The 21,944-nt window shown below is 73.1% G+C and carries 13 protein-coding genes; 9 read left to right on the forward strand and 4 right to left on the reverse strand.

What is annotated here, in order from left to right; all coding sequences use genetic code 11:
* Positions 1-320: 320 nt before the first annotated feature.
* Both O0S08_RS27050 and O0S08_RS27055 read right to left on the reverse strand, forming a co-directional pair.
* Positions 321-1,562, reverse strand: coding sequence for a cytochrome P450 family protein (locus O0S08_RS27050; protein ID WP_269032178.1), 1,242 nt, complete (start codon positions 1,560-1,562; stop codon positions 321-323).
* 32 nt (positions 1,563-1,594) lie between these two features.
* Positions 1,595-2,308, reverse strand: coding sequence for a siderophore-interacting protein (locus O0S08_RS27055; RefSeq protein ID WP_269032179.1), 714 nt, complete (start codon positions 2,306-2,308; stop codon positions 1,595-1,597).
* A gap of 390 nt (positions 2,309-2,698) precedes the next feature.
* Between O0S08_RS27055 and O0S08_RS27060 the strand changes: the two genes are divergently transcribed.
* The 5 genes from O0S08_RS27060 to O0S08_RS27080 all read left to right on the forward strand — a co-directional run bounded on the left by O0S08_RS27060 (position 2,699) and on the right by O0S08_RS27080 (position 13,482).
* Entirely contained in the window at positions 2,699-3,682 is a 984-nt protein-coding gene (locus tag O0S08_RS27060) for a CE1 family esterase (RefSeq protein ID WP_269032180.1), read from the forward strand.
* Between the two features lie 132 nt (positions 3,683-3,814).
* The gene (locus tag O0S08_RS27065) at positions 3,815-4,561 is read left to right on the forward strand and encodes a DUF429 domain-containing protein (protein WP_269032181.1); all 747 of its coding nucleotides are present in this window, start codon (positions 3,815-3,817) and stop codon (positions 4,559-4,561) included.
* Between the two features lie 441 nt (positions 4,562-5,002).
* Complete coding sequence (locus O0S08_RS27070; RefSeq protein ID WP_269032182.1) at positions 5,003-10,939, forward strand: AAA family ATPase; 5,937 nt, start codon at positions 5,003-5,005, stop codon at positions 10,937-10,939.
* A 195-nt stretch (positions 10,940-11,134) separates the two neighbouring features.
* A complete protein-coding gene (locus tag O0S08_RS27075; protein WP_269032183.1) occupies positions 11,135-12,157 on the forward strand; it encodes a multiheme c-type cytochrome in 1,023 nt (340 codons plus the stop codon).
* Complete coding sequence (locus tag O0S08_RS27080; RefSeq protein ID WP_269032184.1) at positions 12,154-13,482, forward strand: hypothetical protein; 1,329 nt, start codon at positions 12,154-12,156, stop codon at positions 13,480-13,482. The genes O0S08_RS27075 and O0S08_RS27080 overlap by 4 nt, the downstream gene beginning before the upstream one ends.
* A gap of 12 nt (positions 13,483-13,494) precedes the next feature.
* Here the strand turns inward: O0S08_RS27080 and O0S08_RS27085 are convergent, their stop codons facing one another.
* On the reverse strand, positions 13,495-13,731 hold the full coding sequence (locus tag O0S08_RS27085) for a hypothetical protein (protein WP_269032185.1): 237 nt from the start codon (positions 13,729-13,731) through the stop codon (positions 13,495-13,497).
* Positions 13,732-14,155: 424 nt separating this feature from the next.
* On the opposite strand from O0S08_RS27085, the gene O0S08_RS27090 reads away from it, so the two are divergent.
* Positions 14,156-15,496 carry a tetratricopeptide repeat protein gene (locus O0S08_RS27090; RefSeq protein WP_269032186.1) on the forward strand — a complete coding sequence of 447 codons (1,341 nt, stop codon included), beginning with the start codon at positions 14,156-14,158 and terminating at the stop codon, positions 15,494-15,496.
* Here O0S08_RS27090 and O0S08_RS27095 read toward each other — a convergent pair.
* A complete protein-coding gene (locus tag O0S08_RS27095) occupies positions 15,381-16,238 on the reverse strand; it encodes an AraC family transcriptional regulator (protein ID WP_269032187.1) in 858 nt (285 codons plus the stop codon). The genes O0S08_RS27090 and O0S08_RS27095 overlap by 116 nt on opposite strands.
* Positions 16,239-16,393: 155 nt before the next feature.
* On the opposite strand from O0S08_RS27095, the gene O0S08_RS27100 reads away from it, so the two are divergent.
* The 3 genes from O0S08_RS27100 to O0S08_RS27110 are packed head-to-tail and all read left to right on the forward strand — an operon-like array spanning position 16,394 to position 21,800.
* Positions 16,394-19,414 (forward strand): aminotransferase class III-fold pyridoxal phosphate-dependent enzyme, encoded by a 3,021-nt coding sequence (locus O0S08_RS27100; RefSeq protein ID WP_269032188.1) that lies wholly within the window; start codon positions 16,394-16,396, stop codon positions 19,412-19,414.
* A complete protein-coding gene (locus tag O0S08_RS27105) occupies positions 19,411-20,577 on the forward strand; it encodes a C45 family autoproteolytic acyltransferase/hydrolase (protein WP_269032189.1) in 1,167 nt (388 codons plus the stop codon). The genes O0S08_RS27100 and O0S08_RS27105 overlap by 4 nt, the downstream gene beginning before the upstream one ends.
* Positions 20,574-21,800: an aminotransferase family protein gene (locus O0S08_RS27110; RefSeq protein WP_269032190.1), complete on the forward strand. Its 1,227-nt coding sequence runs from the start codon at positions 20,574-20,576 to the stop codon at positions 21,798-21,800. Before O0S08_RS27105 ends, O0S08_RS27110 begins: the two co-directional genes overlap by 4 nt.
* Positions 21,801-21,944: the final 144 nt, after the last annotated feature.

Raw genomic sequence — 21,944 nt, forward strand, 5'->3', positions numbered from 1 at the left:
TCGCCGCGCCGCGAGAAGCCCTCGCCATTCAGGCGCGGCCGGGCCCCGGATCTCGGCTCCGCCGACCCTCACCGCCCCAAGAAAGCTCCCGTGGACGGGGGCCGGGGCGCCCTGGGACCGAGTTGCGCAGACCGAGGAAACTCTCGCCGTGAAGCGCTGCAGGCCTCACGAAGGTCGAGCACCTGTTTGAGGGCACAGGGCGCCCCGGACACCGGCCTCGCGACCTTCGCCGCGTCTCATCCGGGGCCCGGCCGCGCCGTGCGACGTCCCATGCGCACATCGGTCGTCGCGCTGCGAGCCCGCGAGTTTCAGGCCTCGACTCAATCGACCCGCACCGGCAGCGCCTCGAGCCCGCGCAGCACCGACGTCTTCCGCCACTTCAGCTGCTCGCGCGGCACCGCCAGCCGCAGCCGCGGGAACCGCTGCAGCAACGCATCGAGCGCGATGCGTCCCTCGAGCCTCGCCAGCGGCGCCCCCACGCAGTAGTGCACCCCGTGGCCGAACGCCACGTGGCGGTTGGGAGTGCGCCGCAGGTCGAGCTCGTCCGCGCGCGGGAACGCCTCCTCGTCGCGGTTCGCCGACCCGATCAGCGCCGTCACGCGGGCCCCGCGGGGGATCGTCCGGCCGTGCAGCGTGATGTCTTCGCCGGCGAACCGCGGGCTCGGCATCTGCACCGGATTCGTGAACCGCAGCAATTCCTCCACCGCCGACGGCCCCAGCTCCGGCTGCGCGCGCAGCAGCGCCAGCTGTTCCGGGTGCTCGAGCAGCGCCAGCGTCCCGTTGCCGATCAGGTTCACCGTCGTCTCGTGGCCCGCGAGCAGCAGCACGAACAGCATCGCCGTCAGCTCGGCGTCGCTCAGCTTGTCGTCTTTCTCGCGCGCCCCGATCAGCGCCGTCGTCAGGTTGTCGCGCGGAGACAGCTTGTGCATCGCCACCAGCTTGTTGAAAAAGCGCGCCAGCTGGATCATCTCCGGCAGCTGCTTCAGCACGTTCACCGGCGACGGATCGCCGCCCTCGAGGATCCCCGCGATCCAGCCGTGGAAGCGGTGGCGGTCGCGGTCGTCGGGCACCCCCATCATCTCCGAGATGATCGTCAGCGGCAGCGGCAGCGCGAAGTCGGCGATCAGGTCGAACTGGCCGCGGGCCGCCGCGCGGGTCAGCAGCTCGTCGACCAGCTGTTCCACGCGGCGCGTCAGGTTCTCGACCATGCGGGGCGTGAACGCCTTGTGGACCAGCCCGCGCAGGCGGCGGTGGCCCTCGTCGTCCTGGCTCAGCATCGTCTCGCCGAACGCGCGCATGATCTTCGGCACGTACCAGCGATCCATGTCGGACTTGCCGCTCGCGGTGCGTTGATTGCAGAGCAGCCGCGGGTCACGGAGCCATTCGCTCACGTCCGAATAACGCGACACCGCCCACACCTCGCCGCCGAACGCGTCGACCGCCCGGGCCAGCGGCCGCTCGCGGCGCAGGCGCGCGTACGTCGGATATGGGTCCGCGCGGAACGCCGGCGACGTCAGGTCCACCTCGATCTCGAGGGGCTTCGCTCTCCACGACAGGCGCATGACGAATCGACTCCTCGCGATATGAAATCAGCTCAATCGAGCCCGCGCTTGCCCGGCGACCAGTAGGCCTTCACCTTTTGGCGGGCGTGCGGCGCGGGTGCGGCCTTGAGCGCCGCCCGCAGCGACTGGATCGACCGCGCATTCCCGCATAGCACCAGATCGGCGCCCGCGTGGCGGCCCAGGGCCGCTCGCAGCTCGCGCTCGACCTCGAGCAGGTGGCCCTCCCCGCGCCGCACCAGCGTCCGCGGCCCGACCTCGAGCTCCGCCAGCACCGCCTCCGACTCGGCCGGATCGGTCACCTCGAACACGAACGACAGCGGCGCCGCCGGCCCGCGCAGCTCCCGGAGCGCGCGCGCGGCCGCGAACGACGTCTCGTCGCCGAACAGCACCACCGGCCCCGTCAGCGACGGGAACGGCAGCGACCCGCGCGGCCCGAACACCCGCACCCGGTCGCCCACCGCCGCCTCGCGGCCCCACTGCGCCCCCGGCTCCTCGCCGTGCAGATACACCAGCAGCGACACCGCCGCGCGCTCCGGCTCGTGCGCGAAGGGCGTATACGTGCGCGGCCCGGCGCCCGAGATCATCACCTGCACCTTGTCGCCCGCGCCGTACTGCTTGCGCAGCGCCTCGCCGGTCAGCTCGATCCGGCGGAAATGCGGCGACACCTGCCGCGCCGCCGCGATCGTCCATTCGGGGAACAACAACTTCGCGACCGCCTCGCCGAGGACCGCCTTCACGGATGCCATGATTCACGTCCTTCCATGGTTCGCCCGCAGCTGCGCCGACGGATCGTCGCCGCGCCTCGCCGCAGCAGGCGTCGAGCCGAGTTCCTCGGCGAGCTCTTGGCGACGGACGACATCGCGGCAGACCGCAACTGCGAGTTGCAATATGGAAGACCGCCTCGCCCCGCGCAATCCATGTTTCCGCACGCTCCCGGCGCGATAATGCCCGACCGAGGCCCGCCGAGACCTGACCTTTCAGCCAGATCTGCCGCACGACCTCACGCGCCTCCGCAGTGAGCGGCAGGGTCGTGCTCGGGCCCCGCCGCCACGATGCAGCCTGCGGTCCGCGGGCCGCGTCCGTGGACCTGCGCCGCCCCGTGGCGCCCGCGCCTGCGCCCGCGCTACCGTCCTGCCATGCACGCCCGCCTCGCGCTCGTCGTCCTGCCCCTCGTCGCCTGCTCCACCGCCGCCGACGACAGCGCCCTGACCGACGGCAGCGCCACGCATGTCTCCACGGACATGTCCACGAGCACAGGTCCCAAAGACCCGACCACCACCGACGGCCCCGCCACCACCACCGACGAGCCGCCCGTCACCACCGGCCTCACCCCCGGCACCACCACCGACGAGCCGCCGGTCACCACCTCCCCGCCCGCAGGCCCGTGCGGCCAGCCGCCGCCGTTCACCGGCGTCATGGCGCAGACCCTCGACGTCGCCGGCGTGCAGCGCGACTACGACCTCGTCATCCCCGCCGACTACGACCCCGACACCGCCTATCCGCTGGTGTTCGCCTGGCACGGCCGCGGCGGCAACGGCGAGCTCGCGCGGCTGTACTTCAAGGTCGAGGAGGCCAGCGCCGGCCAGGCGATCTTCGTCTATCCGGACGGCCTCCCGCTCGCCGACATGGGCGGCCAGACCGGCTGGGACCTCGACCCCGCCAACGAAGACGTCGCCCTCTTCGACGCCATCCTCGCCGACGTCTCGGGCCGGCTCTGCATCGACGCCGCGCGCGTCTTCAGCACCGGCCACAGCTTCGGCGGCTACATGTCGAACACGCTCGGCTGCGCCCGCGGCGGCATCGTCCGCGCGATCGCCCCCGTCGCCGGCGGCGGCCCGTTCGGCGCATGCACCGGCCAGGTCGCCGCCTGGCTCGCCCACGGCACCGGCGACACCACAGTCCCCTTCTCGCAGGGCGAGGGCGCGCGCGACCACTGGTCGTCCGCCAATTCCTGCGGTGACACCAGCGCCCCCGTCGACCCCGCCCCCTGCGTCGCCTATGACGATTGCGAGGCCGGCTTCCCCGTGCATTGGTGCCAGCACGACGAGCCCGACCTCGGCGGCCACGGCTGGCCCGACTGGGCCGGGGGCGCGATCTGGAGCTTCTTCGCCGCGCTGTGACGGCGGGCGTCGGCGAGCCGCACATCGCCCGGGCAGTCGGCGGAGGAACGACCACACGGGCTCCCATTCCCATCGGCGTCTGCCCGCTCGCACCATCGCGGAGTCGCCACCTCGCCGTGGTAGCCTGGTGCGGTGCTCACTCTCGGCGTCGATCTCGCCAGCCAGCCGCCCAAGACCGGCGTCGCGCGGATCGTCTGGGACGCCGGCAAGGCCGTCGTCGCGGACGTGCGCCGCGGCGCCGACGACGACGAGATCGTCGCGCTCGCGGCAGAGGCCGGCGCGCTCGGCATCGACGCGCCGTTCGGCTGGCCGCGCCGCTTCCTCGAGTTCGTGGCGGCCCATCACGGCAGCGGGGTGCCGCCGACCCGGTGGTCCGACCCGCACCGCGACGCCCTGCGCTTCCGCCTCACCGATCATCACGTACGGGCCCGCACCGGTCGCTGGCCGCTGTCGGTCTCGTCGGACCTGATCGGCGTCCCGGCCATGCGCTGCGCCGCGCTGCTGACCCGCCTCGGCGTCCGCGACCGCGCCGGCGACGGCCGTGTCTACGAGGTCTACCCTGCGGCGGCCCTGCCGGGCTGGGGCCTGCCGGTCGCCAGCTACAAGGGCGATCGCCTGCCGACCCGCCTCGCCCTGCTGGACGCGCTGAAGCGCGCCGCTCCGTGGCTCGATCTCCCGGCCCCGCTGCGCGCCCGCTGCGAGGCCAGCGACGATTGCCTCGACGCCTTGCTCGCCGCCCTGGTCGCCCGTGCCGCCGCTCTCGGCCTGACTGCGCGCCCGCGCGACGAGGACCTGCCGCAGGCGCGCGAGGAGGGCTGGATCGCCCTGCCCGGACCGGGCTCGCTGGACCGCCTGCTCACCGGCGGATCGCCGGCATGAACGTCGCCTCTGGCATGTCGCCTCGGACATGCTCTCGAAGCCATGTTCTATAAAACATGCCCATATTGACATGTCCCATCAGCCATCCATACCGCCAGCAGGCCCCCGCCGGCACCACCAGCCCCGCCGCGTGCGACCGCAGCTCCAACGCGGCCGGACCTGCCTCTTCGGCCAGGGACGCCGCCACGCGCTCCATCCACGGCCTGAGCAGCCGCGGCCGCAGCGATGGCCGCTCCCGGGGGAGCCCCGCGTCCGCGGGCGCGAATTGTCTAAATCTTTAGCTGCGAGGCGAAGCGGCGTGTCTACCCTGAGTACGCTGAGGATGGGTGTGTCCGCGCCGAGCGGACCCGACAGTCATCTGCGGCAGGCGGGGAGAGGGCCCGGGCCCCGCCTCCTCCTGGACCTCGACGCATGAGTACGGGCATGCGAGCAAGGCCTTCGATGAGCGCCGTGAGAGGCTACGCGCTCCGCGAGAAGATCGAGGAAACGGCCACGTTCACCGTCTATCGTGCGCGCCGCGACAGCGACGGCGCGGCGGTCTTGCTGAAGTTCTTGCGCACGGAGGGCTCGACCGGCGCCGAGGTCGCGCGCTTCAAGCACGAGTACGAGCGCATCGCTCGCCTCGCCTCGCCTCGCCTCGTCGCAGCGTACGGCGTCGAGGAGCTCGCCGGCGCCTCGATCGTCGTCCTCGAGGACTTCTCGGGCACCGATCTGGCCCAGCTCCTCGCCGCGCGCCCGTCCCACCGCTTGTCCCTCCTCGAGGCCCTCGATCTGGCCGTCGCCCTCGCCGAGGGCCTCGCCGCCGTGCACGCGGCGGGGCTCATCCACCGCGACCTGCGCCCGCAGAACGTCCTCGTCGGCGCCCGCGGCGCGGTGAAGATCACGGGCTTCGGCGTCGACGCCGAGCTCACCCGCGCCCACGAGCAGCTCTACGCCCCGGCGGTGCTCGGCGACGTCCTGCCCTACGTCTCGCCCGAGCAGACCGGCCGCATGAACCGCGGCGTCGACTACCGGACCGACTTCTACGCGCTCGGCGTCCTCGTCTACCAGGCGCTCACCGGCAGGCGCCCCTTCGAGGCGCTGGACCCGATGGAGCTCATCCACGCCCACCTCGCCCTCGCCCCCACGCCGCTGACTCGGGTCGATTCGACGATCCCCGAGGCCGTCTCCGGCATCGTTCTCAAGCTGCTCGCCAAGAACGCCGAGGACCGCTATCAGAGCGCCGAGGGCTTGCTCGCCGACCTCGAGCGCTGCCGCGACGCGCTGCGCAGCACGGGGACGATCGAGCCCTTCGTCGCCGGCCAGCGCGATCGCCAGGATCTGTTCCGGATCCACCCGAAGCTCTACGGCCGCGAGCACGACATCGAGGCGCTCACCGCCGCCTTCGAGCGCTCGCTCGCGGGCAGCCGCGAGCTCGTCCTCGTCTCCGGCTACTCGGGGATCGGCAAGTCCGCGCTCGTGCACGAGGTCTTGAAGCCGCTCGCGCGCCAGAAGGGCTACTTCACCGGCGGCAAGTACGACCAACACCACCGCGACATGCCCTACAGCGGGGTGATCCAGGCCTTCGACGACCTCGTGCGGCAGATCCTCGCCGAGAGCGAGGCCCGCGTCCTCGGCTGGCGCCGCGCGATCCTCGAGGCGCTCGGCGCCAACGCGCAGGTCGTCTGCGACGTCGTCCCGTCGCTCTCGCACGTGATCGGCGCCCAGCCGCCGGTCCCCGCGCTCGGCCCGATCGAGGCGCAGAACCGCCTGAAGCGGTGCTTCCTGCGCTTCGTCGCCGTGTTCGCCCGCCGCGCTCACCCGCTCGTGCTGTTCCTCGACGACCTGCAGTGGATCGACGCCGCCAGCCTCGGCCTGCTGCGCGACCTCCTCGCCGACGACTCGCTCGAGGCGCTGTTCTTCTGCGGCGCGTATCGCGACAACGAGGTCTCGCCCGGGCACCCGTTCCTCCTGGCGCTGCGGGACGTCGGGGTCTGCGTGCGCAACATCGTCCTCGCCCCGCTCGCGCGCCCGCAGCTGATCGAGATGCTCTCGGACAGCCTGAGGCGCAGCGACGTCGGCCCGCTCGCCGACGCGGTGCTGACCCGGACCGGCGGCAACCCGTTCTTCGTCCAGGAGTTCGTCCGCTCGCTGTACGACCACGGCGTCCTCGCCTACGCCGCCGGCTCGGGCTGGCGCTGGGACCTCGCCGCCATCGACGCGCTCGGGTACACCGACAACGTCGTCGACCTCATGGTCCGCACCATCGCGCGCCTGCCCCCGGCGACGGTCCAGGCGCTCGAGCTCGCCGCGGCGATCGGCCACCGCTTCGACCTCGACGTGCTCGCCGCGGTCAGCGAGTGCTCGCCGGCGGACGCGTGCGCCCGCCTCGATCCCGCCGTCGGCGAGGGCCTCGTGATCGCCGGCCGCGACGGCTACCGCTTCGCCCACGACAAGGTCCAGGAGGGCGCCTACGCGATGGTCCCGGAGGCGGACCGACCCGGCTTCCACCTCCGGATCGGCCGGCTGCTCGCGGACAAGCTCGACCTCTCGGACAGCCAGAGCCTGTTCGACGTCGTCGGCCACCTGAACAGCGCCGGCGACCTCGTGTCGGACCCCGCCGAGCGCCTGCTCCTGGCGCGCAGGAGCCTCGAGGCCGCGCGCCGGGCCGAGGACGCCGCCGCCTTCGGCGCCGCCCTGCGCTACCTGCAGTCCGGCCTCCTGCGCCTCCCGCCCGACGCCTGGACCTCCCAGCACCCGCTCCGCCTCGAGTACGCCAAGCGGACCGCGCTCATGCTCTCGCTCTGCGGCCGGCACGACGACGCCCTCGCCGTCCTCTCGGATTCTCTCGAGCGGACCGCGAGCCGGCTCGAGCGCACCGACGTCCTGCGGCTCAAGATGAAGGTGCAGGTCCTCAAGAACGACCTGCCCGCCGCGCTCGCCGAGGGGCTCGCCGCCCTGCGCCCGTTCGGCATCGACCTGCCGCCGTTCCCCGACCAGGCCGCGCTCGACGCCCAGGTCGGCGCGACGATGGATCTGGTCCGCGAGCGGACGATCGAGGCGCTGCTGGGCCTGCCGCCGCTGCGGGACCCCGAGGTCGGCGCCCTCCAGGACGTCCTGCAGGAGCTGTTCGTCCCCTGCTACTTCCTGGCCACCCGCAACTTCGGCATCACCGTCGCCAAGGCGCTCGAGAACACGCTCCGCCACGGCCTGTCGCAGACAGCCCTCCACGCCTGCGTGTTCTTCGGGATGCTGCTGTGCGCGCGCGGGGACATCGAGCTCGGCGTCCGCGTCGGACGCACGGCCGTCGCCCTCCCCGAGCGCTACCCGGACAAGGGCTCCGAGTCGATGCTCTGCAACATGTGGGGCGCCTTCATCCAGCCGTGGCAGGAGGGCTACGCCGCCTGCAGGGAGCCGCTGCTGGTCGGCATGCACGCCGGCCTCGAGACCGGCCAGTACATCTGGGCCTTCTACAACACGGTCAACCTGATCACGAACAGCCTCCTGCGCGGCCTCCCGCTGTCCGACCTGATCGCCGAGGCGAGGAGCCTGCAGTCGGTCTGCAAGCTCGACGAGTTCAACACCATCACCTGGATCGTCGGCGCCGTCGGACAGCTCGCGCATCAGCTCTCGGTCGCGACCGCGTGCCCCGCCGCGCTCAAGGGCGAGTGGATCGACATCGACGAGGTCGTGGAGGAGGCGCGCCGGATCGACAACCAGGCGTCCCTCGTCTTCGCCCGCTTCTACATCGTGGTCCTCGACGTCTTCCAGGGCGCCTTCGAGGCCGCGGCCCGCATCGCGCTCGCGCTCAACCTCGAGATCCCGGCGGTGGCGGCCTGGCACGGCAACCCCGGGTTCCACTTCTACGGCGGCGTCGCGCTCACCCAGGCCGCGGACGTGGTCGCCCCGGACGAGCGCGCCCGCTTCCTCGCCCGCGCCGAGGCGTTCGCCGCCAGCCTCGCGCGCTGGGCCGAGCTCTGCCCGGACAACCTGGCGCACCGCAGCGCCCTGCTGAGCGCCGAGCTGCTGCGCGTCCGCGGCGACGCGCGCGCCGCGGGCGATCGCTACGACGAGGCCATCGCCCTCGCCCAGCGCGGCGGCTACCTCCACGACGAGGCGCTGGCCAACGAGCTCGCCGGCCTGTCCTTCCGCGCCCTCGGCAAGACCACCATCGCCCGCGCCTACCTCACCGAGGCCCACCGCGCCTACGGGCGCTGGGGCGCGACCGAGGCGATGCGCCGCCTCGAACGCTCGTACCCCGACCTCATCCCCGGCGAGCCCCTCGCCGCGCCCGCCCTCGACATCGGCTCGGTGCTCAAGGCCTCGCAGGCCATCTCCGGCGAGATCGTCCTCGACCGCCTGCTCGACGCCCTCATGCGGATCCTGGTCGAGAACGCCGGCGCGCGACGCGGCGTGCTGCTGCTGTCGCGCGACGAACGGCTCGTCGTCGAGGCCGAGCATCGCATCGGCGAGGCGGCCGTCCACGTCCTCGGCGCCGCGCCCCTCGACGGTCGCCCGGACCTGCCGCGCAGCGTCCTCACCTACGTGGCGCGGACCCGCGAGACCGTCCTCCTCGACGATCGCGCCATCGACGGGCCCTTCGGGCGCGACCCCTGCTTCGCCCGCGCCGCGCCGCGCTCCTCGCTCGCCGCCCCGATCGTCTGCAAGGGCCGCCTTATCGGCGTCCTCTACCTCGAGAACGACCTCGCCCGCTCCGCCTTCACCCCCGACCGCGTCGAGCTGCTCCGCCTGCTCTCGGCCCAGGCGGCCATCTCCATCGAGAACGCGCGCCTCTACGCCGACCTGCAGCAGGAGAACGCGGAGCGCCGGCACGCGGAGGCGGTCTTGCGCGACAACCAGGCGCTCCTCCAGTCCATCGTCGACAACACCACCGCCGTCGTGTTCGCCAAGGACCGGGCCGGCCGCTACATGCTCGTCAACCGCGGCTTCGAGGAGCTGTTCCACCTCCGCCGCAGGGATGTGATCGGCAAGACCGACCACGAGCTCTTCCCGCGCGTGCACGCCGACGTCTATCGCGCCAACGATCTGCGGGTGATGGCGCAGAACCGGCTGATGGAGATCGAGGAGGTCGCGCCGCGGGACGACGGCGTACGCACGTACATCTCCCTCAAGTTCCCGCTCCGCGATCCCACCGGCAAGCCCGACGGCGTCTGCGGGATCTCGACCGACGTCACCGCCCGCAAGCGCGCCGAGGAGGTCCTGCGCCGCTCCTACTCGCTCCTCGAGGCCACGCTCGAATCGACCGCGGACGGCATCCTCGTCGTCGACCCCTCGCAACGCATCATCCGCTACAACCGCAGGTTCGCGGAGATGTGGCACCTCCCCGCCGAGCTCCTCGCCACCGGCTCCGCCGAGGCGTGCCGCAAGTACGTCTGCGATCAGCTGTGCGATCCGGCGGGCTTCTTGCGCAGCTCCGAGGCCCTCTACACCACGCCCGAGGAGACCTGTATCACCAGCATCTCGTTCACCGACGGGCGGGTCTTCGAGCGTTACTCGCAGCCGCAGCGCCTCGGCGAGCGCGTGGTCGGGCGGGTCTGGAGCTTCCGCGACGTCACCGCGCGCGTGCACGCCGAGCGGCAGCGCGATCAACTCCTCATGGACGAGCGGCGCGCGCGGGCGGCGGCGGAGGAGGCCGTCCGCCAGCGGGACGACTTCATCTCGATCGCCTCGCACGAGCTCCGCACCCCGCTCACCAGCCTGCAGCTCGCCGTCGAATCACTGGAGAAGCGGCTCGCGCGGGGCCTCGACGTCGAGCGCGTCCGTTCGGTCGTCGTCCTCTCCAGCCGCCAGATCCAGCGCCTCGCCGACCTCGTCGACATGCTCCTCGACGTCTCGCGGATCCAGGCCGGGAGGCTCGAGCTGAACCGCGTGCCCGTCGATCTGCGCCAGCTCGTCGCCGAGACCGCCGCCCAGTTCGACGATCAGTTCGCGCAGTCGGGCAGCACCCTCATCATGCGCGCGGAGCAGCCGGTCGTCGGCCAGTGGGACCCGTACCGCCTGGAGCAGGTCGTCACCAACCTCATCGCCAACGCGCTCAAGTTCGGGGAACAGCGGCCGATCGAGATCGCGGTCAGCGCGGAAGCCGGGGTCGCCCGGCTGTCCGTCACGGACCACGGGATCGGCATCTCGACCGAGGTGCAGGCCCAGCTCTTCGAGCGATTCCGCCGCGGCGTCTCGTCGCGGCACTACGGGGGGCTCGGCCTCGGCCTCTACATCACGCGCTCGATCGTCGAGGCGCACGGCGGGCGCGTCCGCCTGTCGAGCGAGGTCGGTCGGGGCTCGACGTTCTGCGTCGAGCTGCCGCTCTCGACCGAAGACGCGGTGGCCGGCAACGCCCCGCCCTGTCCAGCCCCGAGCTCCACCGCGCCGCCGCTGTAGCGCCGCGGAGCGCGAGCGCCTCGCGCTGCGGACCGGCGCCCCTCATTCCTTATCGAACGAGGACCGCCCATTTCTTTCACGGCTCGCACGGTCGACGAGAACCCCGCCGGAGACTCGTCCTCGCGCACGCGCTCGCTCCCGTCCGCGCTGCCAACGGCTTGAACGCCCACCGGCGGCCCCGTTATCGTCGCCGCCGTGGATCGTCGCGCGCACCTCGTCCTGCTCGCCGCGCTGCTGCCGGCCTGCAGCGATCGCCGGGACGAGCCCCCGCGCCCCGTCGCCGCCGCCTGGCTCCCGCGCGAGGACGAGTGCGCCGCCTGCCACGTCGAGATCGCCGACGCCTGGGCGCGCTCGCGTCACCACGCCGCCTTCACCAACTCCGACTTCCAGCACGCCTACGAACGCGAGCCGACCCCGTTCTGCCGCGAGTGTCACGCCCCCGAGCACGCCCGCTTGCCCGCCGGTGAGGCCGAGGCGCTCGGCGTCGGCTGTCTCGCCTGTCACGGCGGTCCTGCGACCCTCGTCACCGCGGCGAGCCGCACCGGCAGCGACGCCCCGCACCTGCTCCGGCGCGACCCGGCCTTCGCCACCCGCACCTGCGCGCGCTGCCACGAGTTCGACTTCCCCGCCGACAGCGGCCGCGTCCCCGGCACCATGATGCAGACCACCCTGCGAGAGCACCGCGCCTCCGCGCACGCCGATCGCAGCTGCGCTGACTGTCACATGCCGGCGGCGGCCCACGACTTCGCCTCCACCCGCGATCCTTCGGCCATGCAGCGGGCCCTCGCAGTCGTCGCCCGCCGCGACGGCGACGCCCTCGAGCTCGAGCTGCGCACCCGCGACGTCGGCCACGCCTTCCCGACCGGCGATCTCTTCCGCCGCCTCGCGGTCCACGCCGAGCTCGTCGACGTCGACGGCCGCGAGCTCGCCCGCGGCGTCCGCTACCTCGCGCGCCACTTCGTCCCGCGGCATCACCCCGACGGCCGCCTGCGCCACGCCGCCACCCTCCCCGTCGTCGACGACCGCGTCCACGGGGCCGCCCGCGTGCGCCTCGACCTGCGTTCCGACGCGCCTGCCCCCGCCGCCGAGCTGGTGTGGCGAGTCGACCTCGAACGCGTCGACGCGCGCGATCCCGACCGCCCCGAAGCCTCGACGATCGCTGATACCATTCGCCTCGCCGAGGGGCGCCTGCCACCAATCACGCCTGCGAGCCGATGATGATCACGACCTACCGTGCCTCCATTCTCCTCGCGTGTCTCGCCGCCGCGTGCACCGCCAATCCTCCCACCGCCGCGCGCCCCACCGCCGAGGCCGCCCCCGCGCCCGCAGCCCCACCGACCGCTCCTGCGGCCCCGCCCGCGCCCGCGACCGCCACGCCTGCGCCCGCCGCTCCGCCCGCGCCCGCGACCCCGTCCGAGCCCGCGACGCCCCCGGTGGCCGCCGCCGAGCCGACGCCTCCGACCGACCCTGCCCTGCCCTCGCTCGCCGATCCCGATCCGGACGCCCCCGCCGCCGATCCTGCGCTCGATCCATCCGCCGCGCCGGCACCCACCGCCCCGATCGCCCTCGTCGCCGCCCCGATCGTCGCGGCCGAGCACACCGCCAATTGGCGCGACGTCGTCACCCTGTCCGCCGGCACCGTCGCCGGCGGCTTCCAGTACTTCGCCACCGGCGTGCTCGCCGGCGAGGCCCCGAATTTCTTCACCCTCGACGCCGGCGGCGCGTGGGGTCCCGTCGCCGTCCCTGCCCCGCCTGGCAAGCCGAGCGGTCACTGGCCCGACGAGACCTGGGCCGTAGAGACCGGCCATACCCGCGACCGCGCCGCAATACCGCGACTGCGACTGCATCGATTGCGCGGCCAGAGCCGGTGGGTCCCGCAATCACTCGGCGCCGATCAATGGGTCGAGACCGACCACCTCGGCCCCCTGCGCAAGAGCTGGAACGTCGGCTTCCTCGCCGTCCTCGACGGCAGCCTCGTGCGCGTCGCCGGCAACGGCACCCCCGATCCCGCCCTGCCCGTCGTGCGCGGCTCGATCTCCGACTTCGTCGAGAGCAAGGCCGGCGACCTCTACGTCCTCTCGAACGACGGCGCCTATCACGTCCAGATCGCCTGCGCCGACGAGGCCTGCGTCCAGACCAACTCGATCCCGCTGCCGCAGGGCGGCTGGGAATGGCAGCAGAGCATCCCGCGCCAGAAGCACAGCGTCTCGATCGGCCTGCACGACGCTACCAACAATCTCACCAACCACTTGCTGCATTACGAGACCGGCGGCTGGAAGCTCGAGGTCCTGCCCGCGGGCGGGCGCCTCGTCGCCCTCTGGCCGACCGCCGACGGCGGCATGTGGGCCCAGACCGAGACTGGCCTGCTGCACCGCGATCCCGCCGGCGCCTGGCGCAGCGTCGCCCTCCCGGCCGATCTTCGGCCCAGCGGCCCGGTATTCGCGGCCATGACCGGCAACATGAGCGAGCTCGTGGTCGTCGGCGTCCGCGACGGCGCCCAGGTCGTGCTGGCCACCGCCGCCAAGACGCAGGCCGCCGGCTGATTCGTCGCCGCGTCAGCGCGGCCGCTTGAAGCAGACGATGCCCTGAGTCATCGTCACCAGCTCCCAGCCCTCGTTGCCGGCCTTCGTCACGTCGTCGTTGATCCCGCTGACCGACGAGCTGGGCCCCAAGCACATGTGCTCGAAGCGCGGCGCCTGGGCGGGATAATCGGCGAGCGCGCGGCCTGCGGCTCCGCCGGCGCAGCCGATGAGGATTCCGGACAATACGAGGGCGAGATTCTTCCAGGTCATTGCCGGGCAACCTAACACCGCCGTCCGCGCGCGCCGAATTTCCCGCCCCTCGGCCGCCACGCCCGACGCAATCACGAATGCCACGACGCTCGTGCACCCCGCGATGGCGACCCCCGAGCTGCGCGTACAGGGTCGGTGAATGACCACAGTCCAATGTCGCGGCCGCCGGCGTGAGCGCGGCGAAGCGAGCGACGTCCTGCACGACACCCCTCGCTCGAGCGGCGCCGACCTCGCATCCTCGTCGCGCCCCTCGCTCGCCGTCCGTCCTCGTCGCGCACCCTGTCGCCGGCGCCCGCAGCCGGCGCGTGTCGGCGCTCACGACCTGCCCGTCCCGCCGCGAGCCCGCCGCGGCCCTGTATCGCCGTTTGCGCCGCGCCCGGCCGTATCTGGCGCGCGCCCGCCCGGCGTGCTAGGAGGCCCCGCCATGAGCGAGGAGCGCCGGCGCGTCCTGAACAACCTCGACCGCATCGAGGACCGCCTGCGCGACGCCCCCGACGGTCTGCACGACGCCGGCGCCCCGGCCAGCGAGCGCGACCTCGCCGCGTCGGGCCTCGATCCGGACGTGGCCCTGCTGTGGGGCACCTACGACGGCTTCGACCTCGGCGGCGGCGAGGCCCGCGTCTATCCCCTGGACGAGCACGCCGGCGCCACCGAGGCCGCCGAGGCCGACGGCCGGCTGCGCCCCGGCGACCGCGTCATCGGCGAGCGCGGGCGCGACCTGCTCGTCCTGGCCGCCGACCCGCACGCCGAGGGCGCCGACGTCGTCCTCGTCGAGGAGGACGGCGAGCGCCTGCCGTGCGCCTCCTCGGTCGACCGCATGGTCCTGGCCCTGCTCGGCGAGTTCTCGGTCCTGTTCGACGAGGACGGCGAGTACCAGGCCGACCTGTTCGGCGACGACGGCGAGCTCACCTCCGCGGCCGAACGACGGATCCTGCGGCGTCACCTCGACCTCGACCCCGACGCCCCGCTGGCCCGCTTCCGCCTGGCCCAGTCGCTGCGCCGCGCCGGCGAGCTGCGCGGCGCGGCCCAGGAGCTGCGCCAGCTGCTGCGCCGCGCCCCCGACTTCGTGTGGGGCCACCTCGAGCTCGGCCGCGTGCGCCTCGGCGAGGCCAAGCCGAACGACGCGGTCGCCGCCTTCCGCAAGGCCGCCGAGCTGGCCGCCGACCCCGGCCTGCGCGCCCACTGCCTGGCGCTCGCCTGCTTGGCCCTCTCGAACATGTCCGAGAAGCCAGGTCCTTCGGCGCAGGGCGCCAAGGCCATGCCCGAGAAGACAGGTCCTTCGGCACAGGGCTCCAAGGCCATGCCCGAAAAGACGGGCGCTTCCGCCCGGGACTCCGAGCGCGCCGCCCTGGCCGCCGCCGTCCTGGCCGCCAACCCGCAGTTCACCGCCGCCCAGGAGGCCGCGGTGCGCGACGCCCTCGAGCGCGGCGACGCGGCCGCGGCCGACGAGCAGCTCGCGCTCGGCCTCGCGGTCGTGCCGGGCCACCTCGGCCTGCTCAGCCTGCGCCCCGCGCTGGCCGAGCTGAAGGCCCAGCCGACCGACGAGGCCGACGACGAGGACGACGATCCCGACGCCGACGTCGACCCGGCCCTGCGCGACGACGACGCCGAGCGCGTGGCAGCCCGCGCCAGGCCGAAGCCGCCCCCGGCTAAAGCGGCCCGAGCGCCTGATACTGGCTCGGCGTCATCCCCATATGGCGGGCGAAAGCCCGCGAAAAGCTCGGGTGGTCGGCAAAGCCGGCGCCCAGCGCGATCTCGAGGATAGAGCGCCGCGACGACCGCAGCTCGCGGGCCGCCTGGCACAGCCGGAGCGTGCGCAGATAGGCCCCCGGCGTCATCCCGACCACCTGCGCGAACTGGCGCAGGAAGTGGTACTTCGACAGCTCAGCCACGCTCGCCAGCTCGTCGAGCGACAGCGTGGTCGGGTCGATGCGCGGGTCGAGGCTGCGGATGTAATCGACCACGCGGGCGATCTTGCGGTGGGCGATCCGGTTGGTCGAGCGGCGCAGCGGCTCGCGCAGGTTGGAGAACTCGGTGAAGGCGTGGCTGACGACGTTGTGCAGCGCGGCCTCGACCTCGAGCGTGCGCCCGGGCGCGCTGTCGCTGCGGACCAGGTCGTGCAGCGCAGTGATCGCCGACACCAGCTCGACGCGGCCGGCCACGCGCACGCTGGTGAACTCGGGCGCGCAGCGGGGCCCGGCGACGTCTTCGACCAGGCCGAGCGCCAGCCGGCGGTCGACGTAGAGCGTGATGTAATCGACGTCGCTGCTGCCGCGGGCGTTGCCGGTGTGGACCTGCTGCGGGTTCATCAGCACCACGTCGCCGGGCTCGAAGCTGAACAGCCGCCCGGCCACGTGGCACTCCTCGTGCCCGGCCAGCTGCGCGCAGATCAGGTACTCGTCGTGGAAGTGCGGCGTGAGCGGGCGGCTGCCGTGGGCGCCGGTGGCGTGGTAGAGCGTGAAGCCTCGTCCGCCGAAGAACGCCGTGTGAAGATCGGCCCGGGCCATGGAGCGAGCCTACCCCCGCGCCGACGTGCGGTCCACCACCTCGACCCGCGCCGGCCCGCGCCTGCGCGTGAATCGGCCCACGCGTGAGCGCGGCCTCCCCGCCCACCGCACGGACAGCACAGCGAGCATGCGACCTCGGCGATACACTTCGACACGTGTCTATTGAACCGGATTCAGGCCGTGATCTCGATCTCAACGCCCGGCTCGACGCCCTCGAGTCCAGTCAACGGGCCGAGGCGCCGCGCCCGCGGGCGATCTTCGAGCGCGAGACCCGGCGCGTACGGATCCCGCCGGGCGGCGAGCTGCCGGAGTCTGCCGCGCTGCTCGAGCGCTTCTACGGCGGCGGCTTCACCGTCCGCGAGAAGAAGCCGATGGTCGTCGACACCCGCCGCAGCTCGGGCCCCTACATGGTCTCGATCGACGCGCGGCCGCTCACCTTGCTGGACGCGTGCTCACAGATCGCCACCCTGACGCACGGCTTCTATCACCCGGGCATCGTCAAGGCGCTCTACACCGGCCGCTTCGAGCACTGCCTGTGGAGCAACCCCGACACCACGGTGCACCACGTGCCCGAGCTCGCCGCCTACGAGGAGGCGCTCGAGCGGCTCGCTCCGCCCGCGCTCGACCACGTCAGCTTCGTCTGCGCCGGGGGCGCCGAGGCCAACGAGAAGGCGCTGCGGATCGCCCGCCTGCACGCGCCGCCGCCGGTGAACGGCCCGCGCCGGCGCGTGCTCGCCTTCCGCGACGGCTTCCACGGCCGCACCCTCGCCACGCTCGCCGCCACCTGGAACCCGGAGAAGCGCGCGCCCTTCGAGTTCGCCGGCTACGAGGCCGTGTTCAGCCACGCCGAGCTCGGCGAGGTCGAGCGCCTGCTCGACGAACGCGGCCACGAGGTCTACGCCATCATCGTCGAGCCGATGCAGGCCGAGGGCGGCGACGTCTACCTGCGCCGCGAGTTCTTGCTCGGCCTGTGCAAGCTGGCCCGCGCCCGCAAGCTGCCGCTCATCGTCGACGAGGTGCAGACCGGCTTCGCCACCGGCGGCCCGTTCTTCTGGTGGACGCGGCTCGGCCTCGGCGGCGACGAGGCCACCGCGCCCGACATCCTGACCTGCGCCAAGAAGGCCAGCCTCGGCGTCGTCCTGTCGCGCTGGCCCGACCCCGAGAGCAACCAGGTCCACGTCGCCTCGGCCCTGCGCGGCCTCATCCAGCTCGAGACCTCGCGCGACCAGGCCACCCTCGAGCAGCTGCTGCGCCCGCGCGCCGAGGCCCTCGCAGAGGCCTTCCCCGGCCTCGTCGGCGACGTGCGCCTGGCCGGCACCGCCCTCGCCTTCGACCTGCCCGACACCGCCGCCCAGACCGCCTTCATCGACCAGCGCTACCAGCGGGGCCTGATGACCTACCCCGCGGGCGAGCGCACGATCCGCTTCCGCTTCAGCGCCGGCTGGGACGAGCGCGTCATCGACGACCTGTTCAAGCGGATCCACGAGTCGCTCGCGCGCCTGTCCGATAAGACAGCCAAGGACTGGGCCCCCGAGGGCCAGTCGGCCGACAGCGACCCGGCAGTGATCGTGCGGCCGATCGAGGAGCGCGACTGGCCGCAGATCATGGTCATCGAGAACGCCAGCTACGAGCCCGCCCGGCGCGACAGCGAGGCCTACCTGCGCCGCGCCGCCGCCACCGGCCTCGGCCTGTGCGCCGTCGACACCGCCACCGGCTCGATCCTCGGCTTCTGCTTCGGCGGCCCGCTCGAGGACTTCCGCGGCGTCTCGGGCGCCAGCCAGGACGAGCGCCTCGGCCTCGGCGACACCTTCTACTCGGCCGACGTCACCGTCGCCGAGGCCGCGCGGGCCCGCGGCGTCGGTCGCCTGCTCAAGCGCGCCCAGGTCCAGTGGGCCAAGGTCCACGGCTTCTCGTACGTCTCGGGCCGCAACCGCGTCGGCACCACCGACGCCATGGCCGCCCTCAACCGCTCGTACGGCGCCTTCCCGGTCGTCCGCCTGACGCACCAGTACGAGGGCAACGCGCTGGCCGACTACTACCGGATCCCGCTGGTCCCGCCGCCGGCCCCGCGCACCCCGCCGGACGAGGGCATCCTCGACCTCGCCAGCGGCCTGCAGCAGCCGTTCGGGGCCGCGCCCGCCTTCATGGCCGGCCACGAGCTCGTCGGCCCCACCGCCAGCCGGATCAACCTCAGCAACTACGCCACCATCGACACCGTCCACTACACCGAGCACCTGCGCCTGCTCGCCCCGCGCGGCACCGGCCACATGTACTTCACCTCGTCGCGCGACGAGACCGTCGACAAGGCGCTCCGCTGCCTCCGCCTCGGCCGCCCCGCGGGCCAGCTCGCCGTCGGCCTGGAGGGCGGCTACCTCGGCCACGTCACCGCCGCCGCCCGCAGCCTGTCCGACCCGGCCGGCTTCGGCGACGGCCTGGCGCTGTTCGACTTCCCGCGCCTGCCGCACCCCGCGGCCGACCTGGCCGGCTTCGAAGCTGGCCTCAAGGACCTGGTCGAACGGGAAGGTGCCAACAAGATCCTCGGCCTGTTCGTCGAGGTCGTCGGCGAGCGCTCGGGCCGGGTCCTCGCCGGCGAGCCCGCGCGGGCGCTCGCGGCCGCCTGCCGCGCCCACGACATCCCGCTCGTCCTCGTCGAGACCGCCAGCGGCGGCTACCGCGGCGGCGCCGCGGCCTGGGGCGTCGACGCCTTGCCGGCCGACGTCGTGCCCGACATGGTGCTCTGGTACCCGGGCGGCCAGATCGGCCACATCTTCGTCGGCGACCGCTACTTCATCAAGAAGCCGCTGGTCCTGATCTCCACCTGGGACGGCGACGAGCTGTCGGCGATCCGGGCCCACGAGCACCTGCGGGCCGCGCGGCGGCTCGACCTCGGCGAGGCCATCGCCGCCCTCGACGAGCTCCTGGAGCGCGACGTCCTGCCGGCCTGCCCCGGCGCGCGGCTCGGCGGCGCCGGCCTCTACCGCACCATCACCTTCCCCAGCCGGGAGCTGGCCGAGGCGGTCGACCAGGCCTGCCTGCACCGCGGCCTCTACCTCGGCAACGGCCTGCCGGACACCCTCGTGTTCGCCCCGCCGCTCACCATCTCGCCCGCGACCATCACCGGCGACCTGCGCCGGCGCGTGCTGGCCGCGATCGACGAGGCCCGGAGCCCCGCGTGACCGACTCATCCTCCAGCTTCGACGCCTTCCTGTTCGAGCAGGACGACCCGGCCCGCCGCGGCGAGGCCCACGGCGAGCAGTGGCGGGCCGAGATCCGCGAGCTCGCCGAGATCCGGTCCGAGCTCGCGCTCAAGAAGGGCTCGTTCACGGGTCGCGCCCAGCTCGACGCGGTCGCCCGCCTGCACCTGCCGCTGCTCGACAACTTCTCCGCGCCGCTGGCCGCCGAGCTGCGGGGCATCGCCCGCGGCGCCGGCGTCCCGCCCGAGGCGGTGGTCGTCCTCAACCACTACACCGACCTGCGCGACGTCCCGCCGAGCGTGCTCGAAGGGCCATGTCCGGAAGACCCTGTCGTTTCGGACAGCTTCCACGCCCTCAACACCAACGCCGACGACCCGGGCGGCTGCACCGCCGTGTACTTGCCGGGCCTCGACGCCCCGGTGCTCGGCCAGACCTGGGACATGCACGGCACCGCCGAGCCGTTCGTGCGGGCGATCCGCATCAAGCCGCGCGGCGGCGACGACGAGGTCGTCTGCTTCACCCTGACCGGCTGCCTCGGCATGACCGGCGTCAGCGCGCGCGGCGTGGCGGTCACCATCAACAACCTCTCGAGCACCGACGGCCAGGTCGGCGTGGTCTGGCCGGCGCTCGTGCGGGCCATGCTCGCCTGCGCCAGCGCCCGCGAGGCCCGCGACCTGCTGCTGCGCACCCGCCTGTCCTCCGGCCATCACTACATGATCGCCGACGGCCGCGAGTTCTACGGCGTCGAGACCTCCGGCAAGCTCAAGGTCGTCACCCAGACCGGCGCCCGCGCGGCCCACCTGCACACCAACCACTGCTTCGACCCGGTCCTGCGCCGCCACGAAGCTGTCCCGAAGGCCAGCACATCGTTCCGCCGCATGGAGCTGGCCACCACCCTCTACGTCCAGCAGCGCCCGCAGGACGCGCGCGCGCTGTGGACCATGCTCTCGAGCCACGACGGCTACCCGCGCTCGGTCTGCTCGCACATCGACGACGCCGGCGGCGACCCCTCGGCCTCGAAGACCTGCGGCCGCATGATCGTCGACCTCACCCGCGGCGAGGTCCTGGTCGGCCGCGGCTGCGGCCAGATCGAGCCGCCCACCGTCGTCAAGCTCGATCGCTGGCGCGGAGGACATGTCCCATGAGCCACATCTTCTACACCTGGTCCGCTCAGCGCCACGCCCACCCGCTCACCGTCGACGCCGCCGAGGGCGCCCGCTTCCGCACCCGCGAGCACGGCTGGCTGTGGGACCTCGAGAGCCAGACCTACAACGTCAACGCCGGCCACGGGGTGAAGCACATCCAGGAGCGGATGATCGCCCAGATCCGCGAGCTCCCGGTCGCCGGGCCCAACATGCGCCTCGACGTCCGCGAGGAGCTGACGGCCGCGCTGGCCGAGCGCACCGGCCTGGAGCGGGCCTTCCTCGCCTCCGGCGGCGCCGAGGCGGTCGAGAACGCGATCAAGATCGCCAGGCTCGTCACCGGCCGCAGCAAGATCGTCACCCGCCGCCGCAGCTACCACGGCGCCACTCTGGCCACCCTCGGCATCGGCGGCGACCCGCGCCGCGCCCCCTTCGCCGCCGACCTCCCGCCCGCGATCCACATCGACGACCCGTACCCCGTGCCCGCGGGCGAGCCCTCCGCGTGGGTGAAGAGCCTGCTCGAGGTCGTCGAGCGCGAGGGCCCCGAGACCATCGCCGCCATCGTCCTCGAGGGCTTCACCGGCACCAACGGCATGCAGCACCCGCCGCCCGACTTCTGGCCGGCGGTGCGGGCCGTCTGCGATCGCCACGGCATCCTGCTCGTCGACGACGAGATCTTCAGCGGCTTCGGCCGCACCGGCCGGTGGTTCGCGCGCGAGCACTGGGGCGTCACGCCCGACCTCATGGTCCTGGGCAAGGGCCTCACCAGCGGCTACGCCCCGCTGTCGGCCGTCATGGTCTCGGCGGCGGTCGCCGCTCACTTCGACGACCACAAGCTGTGGTGCGGCGTCACCCACTACGCCCACCCGGTCGGCTGCGCCGCCGCTCTCGGCGCCCTCGAGGTCTACGCCGCCGAGCGGCTGCCCGAGCGGGCCGACCAGGTCGGCGCGGTGCTCGCCGAGCGCTTTCAGGACATGTCCCAAAAGCCAGCCTTGCGCGGCGCCGTCCGCGACGCCCGCGGCCTCGGCCTGATGCGCTGCCTCGAGCTCGACCGCCCCGCCGCCCCGCTGGCCGCCCGCCTGCTCGAGCGCGGCGCCTACGTCCCGTACCGCGACAACCTCCTGTTCATCTGCCCGCCGCTGTGCCTCACGGCGGAAGAGGCCCACATCGTCGCCGACCTCATCGCCGACGTCGTTGCAGAAAGCAGCACTTTCCCGCGTGCCTGAGCGCCTCGCGGGGCCCGGTTTCACGCCGTGGCGCCCGCAGGAGGTGAGCTCGCCGTTCAGTTCGCACTGATCCGTCGCCCCCGAATTGGTAGCTACCCGATCGTGGTCACCCCACGGACCGCGCGGCGCGTCGAGCTCGCGCCC

This window comes from Nannocystis punicea (assembly GCF_026965555.1).
GTDB classification, from domain to species: Bacteria; Myxococcota_A; Polyangia; order Nannocystales; family Nannocystaceae; genus Nannocystis; species Nannocystis punicea.